The organism is Mesorhizobium sp. B283B1A, assembly GCF_020165735.1.
Classification (GTDB): Bacteria; Pseudomonadota; Alphaproteobacteria; order Rhizobiales; family Rhizobiaceae; genus Mesorhizobium; species Mesorhizobium opportunistum.
In genome coordinates this window covers 1-13,161 of record NZ_JAIUIQ010000021.1, presented here as the reverse complement: position 1 = coordinate 13,161, position 13,161 = coordinate 1, and the positions used below count along the sequence as shown (strand labels likewise).

Annotated in this window: 12 protein-coding genes; 6 read left to right on the top strand and 6 right to left on the bottom strand. The window is 60.1% G+C overall.

Features of this window, described 5'->3' with window-relative positions; genetic code table 11:
• Positions 1-79: 79 nt before the first annotated feature.
• On the bottom strand, positions 80-3,397 hold the full coding sequence (locus tag LB577_RS18930) for a DEAD/DEAH box helicase (protein WP_224687856.1): 3,318 nt from the start codon (positions 3,395-3,397) through the stop codon (positions 80-82).
• A gap of 440 nt (positions 3,398-3,837) precedes the next feature.
• Between LB577_RS18930 and LB577_RS18925 the strand changes: the two genes are divergently transcribed.
• The 4 genes from LB577_RS18925 to LB577_RS18910 all read left to right on the top strand — a co-directional run bounded on the left by LB577_RS18925 (position 3,838) and on the right by LB577_RS18910 (position 5,596).
• Complete coding sequence (locus tag LB577_RS18925) at positions 3,838-4,572, top strand: Crp/Fnr family transcriptional regulator (RefSeq protein ID WP_224687855.1); 735 nt, start codon at positions 3,838-3,840, stop codon at positions 4,570-4,572.
• Positions 4,573-4,591: 19 nt separating this feature from the next.
• Positions 4,592-4,828, top strand: a complete 237-nt coding sequence (locus tag LB577_RS18920) for a DUF6894 family protein (protein ID WP_224687854.1) — start codon at positions 4,592-4,594, stop codon at positions 4,826-4,828.
• 295 nt (positions 4,829-5,123) lie between these two features.
• Positions 5,124-5,300, top strand: a complete 177-nt coding sequence (locus LB577_RS18915; RefSeq protein ID WP_023767901.1) for a hypothetical protein — start codon at positions 5,124-5,126, stop codon at positions 5,298-5,300.
• 119 nt (positions 5,301-5,419) lie between these two features.
• A complete protein-coding gene (locus LB577_RS18910) occupies positions 5,420-5,596 on the top strand; it encodes a hypothetical protein (protein ID WP_224687853.1) in 177 nt (58 codons plus the stop codon).
• A 149-nt stretch (positions 5,597-5,745) separates the two neighbouring features.
• On the opposite strand, the gene LB577_RS18900 is transcribed toward LB577_RS18910, so the two are convergent.
• The 3 genes from LB577_RS18900 to LB577_RS18890 form a co-directional block, all read right to left on the bottom strand.
• The gene (locus LB577_RS18900) at positions 5,746-6,426 is read right to left on the bottom strand and encodes a response regulator transcription factor (protein WP_249491036.1); all 681 of its coding nucleotides are present in this window, start codon (positions 6,424-6,426) and stop codon (positions 5,746-5,748) included.
• A gap of 325 nt (positions 6,427-6,751) precedes the next feature.
• Positions 6,752-7,282 carry a DUF1003 domain-containing protein gene (locus tag LB577_RS18895; protein ID WP_224687851.1) on the bottom strand — a complete coding sequence of 177 codons (531 nt, stop codon included), beginning with the start codon at positions 7,280-7,282 and terminating at the stop codon, positions 6,752-6,754.
• Positions 7,283-7,322: 40 nt separating this feature from the next.
• Entirely contained in the window at positions 7,323-8,360 is a 1,038-nt protein-coding gene (locus LB577_RS18890; RefSeq protein WP_224687850.1) for an alpha/beta fold hydrolase, read from the bottom strand.
• Between the two features lie 180 nt (positions 8,361-8,540).
• Between LB577_RS18890 and xth the strand changes: the two genes are divergently transcribed.
• Positions 8,541-9,326, top strand: a complete 786-nt coding sequence (xth, locus tag LB577_RS18885) for an exodeoxyribonuclease III (RefSeq protein ID WP_224687849.1) — start codon at positions 8,541-8,543, stop codon at positions 9,324-9,326.
• A gap of 16 nt (positions 9,327-9,342) precedes the next feature.
• Here xth and LB577_RS18880 read toward each other — a convergent pair whose 3' ends face one another.
• Positions 9,343-9,513 carry a hypothetical protein gene (locus LB577_RS18880; RefSeq protein ID WP_224687848.1) on the bottom strand — a complete coding sequence of 57 codons (171 nt, stop codon included), beginning with the start codon at positions 9,511-9,513 and terminating at the stop codon, positions 9,343-9,345.
• A gap of 214 nt (positions 9,514-9,727) precedes the next feature.
• Positions 9,728-9,976 carry a hypothetical protein gene (locus LB577_RS18875; protein WP_224687847.1) on the bottom strand — a complete coding sequence of 83 codons (249 nt, stop codon included), beginning with the start codon at positions 9,974-9,976 and terminating at the stop codon, positions 9,728-9,730.
• 276 nt (positions 9,977-10,252) lie between these two features.
• On the opposite strand from LB577_RS18875, the gene LB577_RS18870 reads away from it, so the two are divergent.
• A partial coding sequence (locus LB577_RS18870; RefSeq protein WP_224687938.1) for a GAF domain-containing protein occupies positions 10,253-13,161 on the top strand: 2,909 nt, incomplete at its 3' end.

Here is a 13,161-nt window from a genome sequence, read left to right as displayed (position 1 = left end):
TCCGGCCGAATTCCCACGCACGCCGCAACAGTTGCGGGGGTGATATTGCGCGCTCGACAGTCGCTGCAGATTCAATCAATCATGTCACTCGACTGGCGGCGCGCATGGCGTCAAGTGCCATGCGAACTGCTGCGGTGTCTGACACGCGGGACTGGGTCGGCCTGAAAATCAAGCGGCCGTTTCGGTATTCCAATCCCTTTCTATTGCCCGATTGGGACGCCACCGGCTTGTTGCGCAAGGTGATCGCGATGGCTTCAGGACCCACATCGACTTTGGCCACACCCAGTTCCGACGCTGCTATTCGCAACCTGGTAAGCTCCAGCAAAACGGCTACTTCACCGGGCATGTCTCCAAAGCGGTCCTCGAGCTCTTCGCTGAACGCGTCGAGGTCCGACTCCGAACGCATACGAGAGAGCCGCGCATAGAGGCCAACACGCACCGTCGGCTCGTTGACATAGGTCTCGGGAAAAGCCCCTCTTTCCAGGCCAGCGATGTCGGCAAGTTGCCTGTCAGGGCCGGGTCTTCTTCCAGCCGCCGAAACCGCCCGCTTCAGCAGATGCGCATAGAGGCCCGCACCGATCAGCTTCATATGTCCAGCCTGATCTTCGCCGAAGAGATCTCCGGCCCCGCGCAGGTCAAGGTCCCTTTGACTGATCGCCAGGCCGGAGCCAAGCCGATCGAGCGCAAGCATCGTCGAAAGTCGGGCCTTGGTGCTGTCGGCCAGTTCAACGCCAGGCTCGGTCAGAAGAAACGCAATGGCCTGCACCGCTCCTCTACCGACCCGGCCGCGAAGCTGGTGTAACTGTGCCAGACCGAACCGATCCGCTCGCCACACGATGATTGTGTTAACCCGTGGAACATCGAGCCCGCTTTCGATGATGTCGGTGCTCAACAAGATGTCGCCATCGCCGTCGGCGAAACCGACCATGATTTCGTCCAGCTGTCTCCCTTTCATTTCGCCATGCGCCGTCTTGACCTCGAGTTCCGGCGCCAGTCTGTTTAGCTGGTCGCGGACCCTGGCAATCTCCTCGATGCGCGGGACCACGAAGAAGCTCTGTCCACCCCTTTGAAATTCACGCAAAAGGGCCGCGCGCACCGATGCCGGATCGAACGCCGCCAAGATCGTGCGGACGGGGCGCCGTTTGGCGGGCGGAGAGTTTAGCACGCTGACATCCTGGATACCCGACAACGCCGATTGCAGCGTCCGGGGTATCGGCGTGGCGCTCATGCTCAGCGTATGAAGGCAGGGCGCCCTGTTCCGCAGGGCCTGCTTCATCTTGACACCGAAACGGTGCTCCTCGTCGATCACCATCAGTCCGAGATCGGCGAAGGTGACGCTCTTGGACGCCAAGGCTTGGGTGCCCACAACGATCGCAACATGGCCGCTCCGCAGGCCCTCTTTTGCCGCTCTTGCTTGGGCTGCCCCGACCATTCTTGAAAGGTGAGCGACCTTGAGCCCCGTTCCCGCAAAGCGGCGGCTGAACGTCTCGTAATGCTGGCGCGCCAACACAGTTGTCGGCGCTGCGACCGCAACCTGTTTTCCGCAGAGAGCGGCTGCCGCGCAAGCACGCAGGGCAACTTCCGTCTTGCCGAAACCGACGTCGCCGCAGACGAGCCGGTTCATTGTTCTTCCCGACGCAAGATCGTCGAGCACAGCGCGGATGGCGACAGCCTGGTCGGGCGTCTCGGTGTAGGGGAATTTCGCCGCAAAACGGGCCAAGTCCGCGCGGGAGGGCTTCATGATCTCGGCAGACTGGCTGGACCTGACCTTTGCGAGGCCTACCAGGCGCTTGGCCAGCCTATCGATCTCGCGCAACGCAGCTTCGCGTCGCTTGGGCCAGCCCTCGCCGTTGAGGCGATCGAGCGACACTGCCTCCGGTTCCGAGCCGTAGCGCCATATTCGCTCAAACTCATCGACCGGAACCAGCAAGGAAGCCCCGCCATCATATTCCAACCTGACGACGTCCTGTCTTTGGCCGGCCACGTCGACCTGTTCGACGGCCATGAGCAAGCCCAGGCCGTGATCTTCGTGGACGACGACGTCGCCGATGCGCAGCTCGGGTTCGGGCATGCCTGTGGCCGCGCTCCCATTCGCCTTCAAAGCGGGACCAAACAGGTCGGCCGCGGTCACCACCGCTATATCGGATTGCGCGTCGACAAACCCTTCGTCGAGAACGAATTCAGCCTTGAGAAGAGAGCCTCTCGCGGCCGAAAGGATCTGCGGCAAGTCGGCGGCTTTCTCGGCCCGTCGACCTAGCTTCCTATCGAGCAGCCGATCTGCTCGCTGCAACTCGGAGGCATCGCCGGTGAACACCACGCTGGCCCCGGTGCTCGTCTGCCTTTTGACGAATTCCGCGAATTCATGCCCTGGTCGGGCCCGGCGAAAGAATTTGGGAACTGGGGCAGCAGAAACGGCAAGTCTTGTGGAACAGCGGCTACGCACAGCAGCATCCCACTCGTCTCGCGACAGGTAGAAATGCTCAGGCAAAGGTTCTTTCCGTCCGGCAGCTACCTGCCTGGCACGGCGTGCATCCTCGACCAGAGCCAGAACCCTGCCGAGCGGCTGATCGCCGGCCTCCTCAAGGAAGGAGATCGAGGCGCCCGACGCCGCATCGAAGACAGACGGCATATTGCCGTACAAGGCGACTAGGCGTTCTTCCATCGAGGTCGTGCGCATGGCTGCCAACGCGGGGTGGTCCCCGGCTTCAAAAATGAGCTCGGATGCCGGTCCGACGGTAATCGAGTGACGCGTCCGTTCGCTGAGCTGACTGACTGGATCAAAGGTCTTGAGTTCGCGAATGCAGGTGTCCGGGCCGACGACGATGCGAACGGGGCCATCCGCGCCAGCGGGAAAGATATCCACCACATCGCCCCGAAAAGCGATCTCACCCGGTTCATCAACCTTCTCGTCGACAATATAGCCAATTGCTTGGGATCTAATTCTGAAACCGTCCCGGTCGAACTTTTGTCCCACCTCCAGAACCGTGAAACCGCCAGCAATGACCGGAGCAGGCGGCACCCGTTGCAGACTGGCTTCGATCGACATTACAGCGATCCGCGGGCGTTCGGGCTCTGTTACGATCTCACGCAACGCGCGAAGTCTCCGCCCCATATTGGCGCGTGTCGGCCACACCCTGTCGTAAGGCAAGCAATCCCAGGACGGCAGGAAGATGATGTCCGCGCGGGGCAGGAACTGACGCAAAGCCCCGGCGATCTCCTCGGCGCTGTGTTCCGAGGCAGCTACATGGACGATGTGCTTGTCGGGACTGGCCTCAAGCCCGCCGGCCAGCGCTGCCGCCATTGCCGAAGATGGCGGGACGACGTGCTCTGTCGCGAAGCAGTTATCATCCGTGGAACCGATTTGTCCGACATCCGTCCGCGAAACATGCTTGTTCACTGAAATCTCACCTTGCCCGCAGGAGAACGCCAGCGGAGCCACCCTGTTCCGTGGCACGCATTAAAAGTGTCCCAGGACCGGGCCGCGGTGCGGGCTTGCAATGAGAGACGAGTGGCAAGGTCAAAGCCGAACCACCATGGCGAGTTCCCGAAGCTGCTCACCAGCGGGACAATTTGGGACCGAGCCTATGTCATAGGTTAATGCACTGCTGTCGGGGTCCCTCTATGGCTGCCCTGAAAAGTTGGTGGCTTCGATCATTTCCGGAATCTTCAATCGCCCTCGACGTCGGCAGGATGCTCTACGCGTGAACCACGCCGATCGGTGCCGTCTCCGCCGCCTCGCCGTACCTCACCGCGCGATGCCATCGGTCCGGAAACTGGCCTACCGGAACTTTTGGCGCGAATAATAGTTCGATCACCAACATCAGCTAGGTAGTCAGTTTGTCTCCCACCTCATCCTCGGATGTGCTCGTTCGCAAACTTCAGACCATCTCGGATATTCGGGAGGCTGATATCGGCGTCCTAAGAAGCATTCCGATCCAAGAGAAGGATTATTTGGCCAACCACGACCTGGTGCGTGAGGGCGACCGTCCTGTTTACTCGTTTGTCGTGCTGGATGGTTTGGTCGGTTCGACCAAACATACGGGCGAAGGAAAGCGACAGATCACATCCTTCTTTGTGGCCGGCGACATTCCTGATCTGCACGGGCTGCATCTATCGATCATGGATTGTAACTTCTCAACTCTTACGCCGGCCCGAATAGGTTTCATGCGGCACGACACGCTACGCTCCATCTGCGACCAACACCCCCGCATTGCCGCCGCATTTTGGCGATCGACATTGATCGACGCCGCGATTTACAGGGAGTGGGTCACCAATGTGGGAAGGCGCGAAGCATACACCCGCATGGCTCACATTCTGTGCGAACTTATTTTTCGCTTGCGCTCGGTCGGACGCATCCAGGATCACGTGGCGGATATTCCCATCACACAGGCAGCCCTCGGCGATGCACTGGGCTTGTCTACGGTCCACGTCAATCGCATGCTTCAGGAACTACGACGGAGAGGCCTCATTGCCACCTCTGGGTCACAAGTGCATGCTCTGGACTGGGCCGGCCTCACTCATGCAGGAGATTTCGACACGACCTACCTGCATCAAAGGAACCCCGCAGATTAGTGGTGACGGAAGCTCTCCGATGGCACGATTTTACTTCGATAGCGGCGATCGTGATTTGTTTTTCGAGGATGAGATAGGTGTCGAGTGTGCTGGCCTCGATGAGGCACGCCGCGCGGGATTCGAGGGCCTTATCGACCTCACGAGAGAGTCCCTGAAGAGCGTCGACGGGGAGCAATTGTTTGTCGAAGTGCGTAATGAGAATGGCGATAAGATTTTGCGGCTGAGCCTCTCACTTCAGGTCAAATTGATGAAATAGGTCTGGACGCTCCCATTCGCGTCAGGCCGGCCGGATTGGGACTGCAACATTCGTTGCGGGCCACATCTGCCCCAGGAATACGGCATCGGCGATCATCGATACGGGAAAGTGGTGATCCGACCCGCCTCCAGGCAGCATCTTCATGCCGGTCGACCATCGGGGGCCCAATCAGCTGACGCTTGAACCTGCGGCGTGACACGCGCCGGTTTCTCCACCCGCCGCGGTTTGTGATGCAAGACCGGGAACCATCAGAGAGCCGCCGAGTTCGACCCACGGACAAGCCCGGGTTCTCAACATGGAAGAAATCGGCAAGGCACAACAGAAGGCCATCGCCCGTCTCATACGTCAGTGGATTTCATCGGACGCCAGTCGCCGCCAGTTGCGCCAGTTGCTGGATCTGCCGACCGACGCGGACATACCCAGCGAGCATCGGTCATTGCTTGACGAGCTCGACCGAAAGCTCGAGCAGTGAGAGCGCCCTGCTTTCAGGAGGGCTCCCGAGAGGATTGATTGTGGGGGCCAATTTTCTTTGAAGCCCTTGGAACCGCAATCCCACATGCTGGTTCATGTTGTCTGACCATGGACACCGCAATGAAACGAAAAGCAGACAAAGTGAGCCGGGTGGCGAAAGGACAGGAGCTCGAGGTCGAACATCTGGTCGAGGTCACCGACGTTGACCCGAAGCAGGCACGCACGCTACTGCGCCGACATGGCGCCGATTGGCCGAAACTCAAGGAGCAGGCGGAAGCCCTGAAGAAGGAAGACTAGCCGTTACCTTCCCAGCGGTTGTCGAGAAAGCTGTTCGAGTTCGGTCTCGTCGGTTATCCCCGCTTGGTAGTATGCCAGGATGCGCGATGCCCGCTGTTCTCTCTCGGTTTCAGTTTCGTTTTTGATATTGCTGCGTGCCAGGACGCGGCTCAGTATGGCAAGCTCTGACGGGGTGAATGCGTCTCTATGCATTGGATCTCAACTCCGCGCCGCCCGCCCCGCGAGGGAGCCGAGGCGATCTGAAGCAATCGGGTTTCTACCACCGACGCCGGACAATATGGGATTGTGCAACAAGGATTGTCCAGCGTGCGCCAACGCTGGACAGAAAGAATGTTCCGTCGGTTTTCGCGGGATGATGAAGGCTCGGGCAGCCAGGAGCCTGCGGATGTTTGGGATTTGCGCCCAGGAACATGACGCGGGATACGGGATTCAAGACTTCGAGTTGCGGCATGTGAACCGAGCCGAGATCCGATACCTAGACGTGAGTTTCTGGACGTAGCTGCGCGTTTCAAGAGTTGGGAGACGGCTGTTATGATCTGCGGCAGAAAGAAGGGTTTGGTGATCATTATACTGTTGGGCACACCTTCCGCTCCCCAGTGTTCCGCGCTATCGCCACTGATATAGACAACCGGGATGGTCGAATTGGACCTTCGCAAATGCCGAGCGAACTCCCACCCCGATTGTCCCGGTTCCAAACGGATGTCCGTGAGGAGGGCCCTGAACTTGGTTGGATCGGGATCGAAAGCCGCCAGCGCCTCGGCGGCATTCCGAGTGCCAACGACCTGGAAACCGGCCTCCTCCAAGGCTGACTCTAGGTCGAGCAGGATCATGGTCTCATCTTCGACGATCAGAACAGCACCTTCGCTCATCCGGGATTTCCCAAGTCGCCACCGCTACTACGATTTCGGCATCAACGTGGTTCCATCCGACACGCTCCGGCCGGCTGGTTGCATTTGAACTCCGCGCTGCCGCGATTGCGTGACGTCATGAAGCCGACTTGGAGAACGGCGACTGGAATAAGCTGCTTCGACAGCCTCGAGGCCCAGATAACGGGCTAATTACAGGCCTGTAGCGAACTCTTGAACCGCGCGAGCTTCCTCCGCTGTAAGCCCTTGTGGGTCGGTCCGCGGCCGAGGCTTGCGATGATGCCTTTGATCAAGGTTCCTCCTGATCTCCAGATGCTTGCTGGATCTGCGTCATCACCTTTCGGGGATCGACATTCTCGGCCAGTTGCGGCAGCTCTTTGTCCGCCGGTGTCGACACGTTCAGACGCGCCGTCAGGGCAGCCACCATCTCGATCAGCCGCGTGGTTTCATGTTCGTTGAGAAGGCTGATCTGCAAATCCAGTTCCGCTCGGCGTTCGCTGGTTTCGGCCATTCTGTTCTGGTTGATCAGCACGAAAGTTGACAGGAAGATTGCCTCGACCGAGGCCACCATGGCCAAGATCACAAAAGTCGGGTCCCAAGCTGGGATGGCCGGTATCGCGCCAAGGTTCGCTGGGATCCAGGCGACAAGGATTGCGAGATGCAGATAGACGAAAGCCATGCTTCCCGCGAAGCGCGAAATAGCGCCGGCAATCCGCACCTGAACGCCTTGGTGCTCCTCCTCTTTTCGCCTGTGCTCGACCAGGGCCTGGATGTTCAGGTGGAGCACCGACTGCATGTCGGCCGGAGTTTGGTCGCTCATTTGGGAGCCCCGTTTGAACAACAATTTCGTGCAAGCGGCGTCACTTGTCGCCCGCCTGGACCCCCTGCGACGTTGAACCCGCCTTGCCGGCACGCGGCTTAAGTCGCGGCCGACGGGGTCCTTGGGACAACGCGTGCGATCCCGCAATCGCGTGCACCATGCCGACCACTGCCTGCGGTGCGCTCTGATGAACCATATGGCCCGTGCCGGGAATCACATCGAGGAAAGATCCCCCGATTTCGGCATGCAGGCGTCGTGCATCCCCTTCCGCATCGAACAACCGGTCTTCGGATCCCGCCAGAATTCCGGTCGGCACGGCAATGTCCTTATAGCTGGCCTTCCTCGACAGGGCCGCGGCTAGCATCAATGCCGACTCCGAGCAAATCGCCCGCAGTTGGGAAGGGCGGCTGGCGATGTCCTTGGCGAATGCGGAGAAGTCGCTGGCGATCACGCCGGGTTGAAAGATCTTCTCCATTGCCCACGGCCAGGTGAGCCTCACGAGCAGAGGCAGCAAGGTGTGGCGAAAGGCCGTGCCGATCACAGGCAATGCCGGCAGCGCGGCCAGTGCAAGATCCAACCGCGGTGGCGGATAGTAATAGCCGGAGACCAGCACAATGCCGGCCACCGATGGAGAATGCCTTCGCGCCGATTCGAGGGCGATCCAAGCTCCCCAGGAATGTCCGAGCACGAGATATTTCTCTATGCCCATCCGGCTGACGGCGGCATGTATGAGGTCGGCTTGGTCGCGAGCGGACCAGCGCCGGCCGCGCGGCCGTGGGGTTCGCCCGAAGCCGGGGCGGTCAAATGCGAATACCCGGTAGGTCTTTGCCAGCTCATCGAAGATGCCGCTCGACCTGAAATCGTCCGCCATGGACCCGTTGCCATGCAGGAGGAGCAGCGGCATGCCGGTTCCGGCTTCGATAACATGCAGGCGCAGACTAGCGATCTCAATCACCCGTCCGTGTGCGCGGCTGGCGATCGCACGTTTGGCGCGGACGGCGTTATATCCCGCCAATGCCGCCAATATGGCCACGAGCAGCCCGGCCGCGAGTTTCGATCCATCTCTGTCGAACGCCATGCTCGTGCCTGTTGGAAGCTGTGTGCGCGAGCCCAACCTTCGGGGTCACAGCTTGTTCCGTCAGACAAGGAGGACGCGGGAGCCGGCGAAACCTTCTTGGCGGCTGGCGGTTAATGCTGATTGGCAAGATGAACTCACCAAGCGGAGAGCACCATTGAATGGGGCACCTCAAAGCGTCAGATGATCCGGGTCGCGACCTTCAACGTGAACGGCGTCAACGGACGATTGCCGGTGCTGCTCAAATGGCTGGGCGAGACGCATTACGACATCGTGTGTCTTCAGGAATTAAAGACATCGGACGAGAAGTTTCCAGCCCAAGCCATCAGGAACGCCGGCTACGGAGCGATATGGCATGGTCAGAGGTCATACAATGGCGTAGCCATTCTCGCTCGAGGCAAGCAGCCGCATGAGCGTCGCCGCGGGTTGCCGGGTGACCTCGATGACATGCACAGCCGCTACATCGAAGCGGAGATCGACGGCCTTGTCGTCGGCTGTCTCTACTTGCCCAATGGCAATCCAGCGCCCGGTCCGAAGTTCGACTACAAGCTACGCTGGTTCGAGCGGTTGATCGACTACGCACGGCTCCTGCTCAGGGACACGCCTGCCAGCGTGCTCTGCGGCGACTATAATGGCGTGCCGAAGCCGATCGATGCCGCGGTCCCGGCGAGATGGCTCGGCGACGCCGTCTACTTTCCGGAGAGCCGGCAAGCTTACGCGGACATGCTGGCTGAGGGCTGGATCGACGCAGTCAGGCTGATCCATCCCGAAAGGGGCGTCTATACCTACTGGAATTTCTCCTACCGGGGCGGTTTCGACCGCAGTTCCGGCCTTCGGATGGACCATCTACTGGTAAGCCCCTCGCTTATGAACAGGCTGGGCGGCGCGGGCGTGGACGTTGCAGTGCGGGGATGGGAAAAGCCGAGCGATCACGCGCCAGCCTGGATCGATTTGGATTGGCCCGGCTGAATTGAAAATCCGAACTTCAGCCCGAGCGCATGACGCCAGGTTCTTCCATCTCCTCGGACTGCTCCGAATTCTCGGACCCGGCGATCAGATCTTGGAATCCAAGGGTGGCGACCAGATAACCCGCTATGTCGTAGGCTTTCGCTACCCAACTTGTCGGGTCCGCGCCACCGACAATTCCGTCAAGCATGGCCTCCTTGGCAGCGAGCTTCGCCTGGCAGACAGCTTCATCTCGATCAGCCATGTCGGCAAAGATTGCAGCTTGGGGGGCCTTCGATGAATTCGAAGCGAAATTTCGGCATCGATTCCTCCCATCAGCGGCGCCAGTGGATTGCTGACAAGTCGAGGGTCGACGCCAGCATCTCGAAAACGATGCAGAAGATGCGCCCGCCTGACCTCAAACGTCAGGCAGCGCTGCTGCCCTCCATTTTCCAATCCCCTTGCCAACGTGCTCGCACGGCAATTGTCAGCATGGCCGCTTCCGTCATCCCGGTCTGGAAAAGCCTGACCAGCTCTCTTGCGATGGAATGGGCCGCCGCACTGTCCGGCCGAATTGCAAATTCCTGGCACATCGCGTCGAAAACCGCGCGAAGGGTGTCCAGATCATTCGGGCAGAGAGCTTCGGTGTTCGTGCGAATAGGTCGGTCAAGCATCAAGCGTCTCCAAACGAGCAAGAGTACGATGGTCGCTCCCAAGCAGCGGAGCTCGTTGCATGCCCGCTGATCCGAAGTTTATGCGGCGCGCCGCGCCGCGTGTCATTAACCTATGATGTACCGGCACAAGGGTCCGTGCCCGCAAGATCCCAATCTGCAAAGCGATATCGGCCCGTATTGCGTGTACTGTCGACCCGTCAGTCGGGAGCGTTCCATACTGTAACGGAACTCTTGGCCGTCGACCGCATTATCCAGTCCGGGCAAAACGGGGGCGATATGGGGGTCACTTCGCGCGATGATCGATCTGAACTGCAGCGCTTCGAGCTTCTGGCAGCGCTGGGCGATCGCATTCGCGAGATTGCTGATCCTGCCGATCTAGCCTACGCAGCCGCGGAACTGCTGGGTAACCATTTTGGCGTCAGCCGAGCCGGATACGGCACGATCGATCTCGATAATGAGACGATCACCATTGACAAGGATTGGAACGCGCCGGGCATCAAAAGCCTGGCTGGGACGCTGAATTTCAGGAACTACGGCTCGTATATCGAGGACTTGAAGCGGGGGGACACCGTTGTTTTCGAAAATGCCGAGACAGACCCGCGAACCAGCGACCGTGCGGAGGCCCTAAAAGCCATCAGCGCTCAATCTCTCGTCAACATGCCGATTACTGAGCATGGCGGTTTGGTGGCGCTGCTTTATCTGAACCACTCCGCGCCCCGACGCTGGGCCAAGGAGGAAGTGACCCTCATTTCGGAAGTCGCGGACCGGACGCGTACCGCGATAGAGAGACTTCGCGCCGAGAAGGCCTTGCGAGAGAACGCCGAGCGCCTCGCCTTTTTGGACCGCCTCGGCAGAGAGATTGCCCTCGCAGCCGACGCCGACGCTGTAATGGAGATCACCACACGGCTTCTCGGCGAACATCTTGGCGTCTCGATTTGCGCCTATGCCGACATGGAGCAGGACCAGGATCATTTCACAATCCGAGGCGACTGGAGCGCACCCGGCTCGCCCAGCATCAAAGGACATTACAGTCTTGCCGATTTCGGTCGCCTGGCTGTCAGCAAGCTCAGCGCCAACCGGCCGCTTATCATCAACAACAACCTTGAGGAAATTGCTCCCGAGGAAGCAAAGACCTTTCAGGATATCGGCATAACGGCAACCATCTGCATGCCTTTGGTCAAACAGGGCCGGCTGGCCGCCTTGATGGCCATCCACGACAAGCAGGCCCGCGTCTGGTCGCAGCGCGAACTGTCTTTGCTGACCGAGGTGACGGAACGGTCCTGGGCTCACATCGAGCGCGTTCGCTCAGAACAGGCGGCCCGGGCGAGCGAGGAGCGGCTGAGGCTTGCTACTGACGCGGCGGCTATTGGCATCTGGGATTACGATCCCGTAACCGGGGTGCTGCGTTGGGACGCCCGGTGCAAAGCCCTTTTTGGCCTTCCGCCGGACGCGGAGGTGACATATGAGAGCGCCTTTTTGGGGGGCCTCCATCCAGAAGATCGGGCACGGGCCGACGAGGCCGTGCGCCGGGCGTTGGCGCGGGACACGTCGTCGCGCTACGACATTGAATACCGGACCATCGGCTTGCGGGATGGCAAGGAGCGCTGGATTGCCGCAACCGGCGAATCGTTTTTCCGATCCGGCCGCGCGGTCCGCTTCATCGGCACCGTCATGGACATCACCGAGCGAAAGCGGGTGGAACATCAGCTTCAGTTGATGAATGCCACCGCTGCCGCCGTGGCGGCCGAGCTTGACGTGGAGCGGATTGTCCAGACAGTCACTGATGCCGGCGTAGCGCTGTCGGGCGCACAATTTGGAGCTTTCTTCTACAATGTAATCGACGACAAGGGCGACAGCTACGTGCTCTACGCTCTGTCGGGGGCACCTCGTTCTGCCTTTGAGAACTTTCCCATGCCGCGCAACACCGCGGTGTTCGAGCCCACTTTCCGCGGTACTAGCGTTGTGCGCTCCGACGATATCCTCGCCGATCCGCGTTACGGAAAGAACTGGCCCCGCAAGGGCATGCCAGAGGGCCATCTGCCGGTGCGTTCCTATCTTGCCGTGCCGGTCGTCTCGCGTTCCGGCGAGGTGCTGGGTGGTCTCTTCTTTGGTCATTCAGAGACCGGCGTCTTCGCCGAACAGCAAGAGGCGGCCTTGCTGGGGCTTGCGGGCCATGCCGCGACGGCAATCGACAACTCCCGATTGTTCAAGGCGCTGCAGACACTCAACGCCACGCTCGAACAACGCGTCATAGACGAAGTTGCCGAACGCACCAAGACAGAAGAGCACCTGCGCCAGGCTCAGAAGATGGAAGCTGTCGGACAGCTCACCGGTGGCATCGCGCACGACTTCAACAACATGCTGGCCGTCATCATCGGCGGCCTGAACCTTGTGCAGCGCAAGCTCAGAAACGGCGACACCAACGTCCACCAATTCGTGACCGGCGCGATCGACGGAGCACAACGTGCGGCAGAACTTACCAAGCGACTGCTTGCTTTTTCCCGCCAGCAACCGCTGGCGCCGAAACGGCTGAACCCAAATCGCCTTGTCTCGGGCATGAGCGAATTGCTGAACCGGACGTTTGGCGAGACCATCCAGATCGAGACCGTGCTCGCTGCGGGATTATGGCATGTGGAGGTGGACGCAGGGCAATTGGAAAGCGCGCTGCTCAACCTTTGCGTCAATGCACGCGATGCCATGCCCACCGGTGGAAAGCTGACGATCGAGACGTCCAATGCACATGTCGACGATCGCTACGCCAGGGAGAACGCAATCGCTTCGGGCCAGTATGTGATGATAGCGGTTACGGATAGCGGAATCGGCATGACTGCCGATGTTTTGGCCAGAGCCTTCGATCCGTTCTTCACCACCAAAGGGGTCGGCAAGGGCACTGGGCTGGGGCTGAGCCAAGTCTATGGGTTCGTTCGTCAGTCGGGCGGCAGCGTAAAAATCTACTCCGAGAAGGGTATCGGAACCACTTTGAAAATTTATCTGCCGCGTTCGCATGGCGGCGTGCTCGACAGCCAAACCGAGGCCGTCGCGGGCGAGCACCCCGGACGTGCGGACGAGATCATCATGGTTGTCGAGGATGAAGATCGCGTCCGGCTGATGGCTGCGGAAGCGCTGCGGGAGCTGGGTTATTCCGTGTTTGAGATGCAAGGGCCACGGGACGCTCTGGCAGCCGT

Bases quoted from the DNA above. Each gene is read 5' to 3' on its own strand.
- LB577_RS18880 (WP_224687848.1), bottom strand. From the start codon at position 9,513: ATGCTTGACGGAATTGTCGGTGGCGCGGACCCGACAAGTTGGGTAGCG.
- LB577_RS18915 (WP_023767901.1), top strand. From the start codon at position 5,124: ATGGAAGAAATCGGCAAGGCACAACAGAAGGCCATCGCCCGTCTCATA.
- LB577_RS18920 (WP_224687854.1), top strand. From the start codon at position 4,592: ATGGCACGATTTTACTTCGATAGCGGCGATCGTGATTTGTTTTTCGAG.
- LB577_RS18890 (WP_224687850.1), bottom strand. From the start codon at position 8,360: ATGGCGTTCGACAGAGATGGATCGAAACTCGCGGCCGGGCTGCTCGTG.
- xth (WP_224687849.1), top strand. From the start codon at position 8,541: ATGATCCGGGTCGCGACCTTCAACGTGAACGGCGTCAACGGACGATTG.
- LB577_RS18895 (WP_224687851.1), bottom strand. From the start codon at position 7,282: ATGAGCGACCAAACTCCGGCCGACATGCAGTCGGTGCTCCACCTGAAC.
- LB577_RS18910 (WP_224687853.1), top strand. From the start codon at position 5,420: ATGAAACGAAAAGCAGACAAAGTGAGCCGGGTGGCGAAAGGACAGGAG.
- LB577_RS18875 (WP_224687847.1), bottom strand. From the start codon at position 9,976: ATGCTTGACCGACCTATTCGCACGAACACCGAAGCTCTCTGCCCGAAT.
- LB577_RS18900 (WP_249491036.1), bottom strand. From the start codon at position 6,426: ATGATCCTGCTCGACCTAGAGTCAGCCTTGGAGGAGGCCGGTTTCCAG.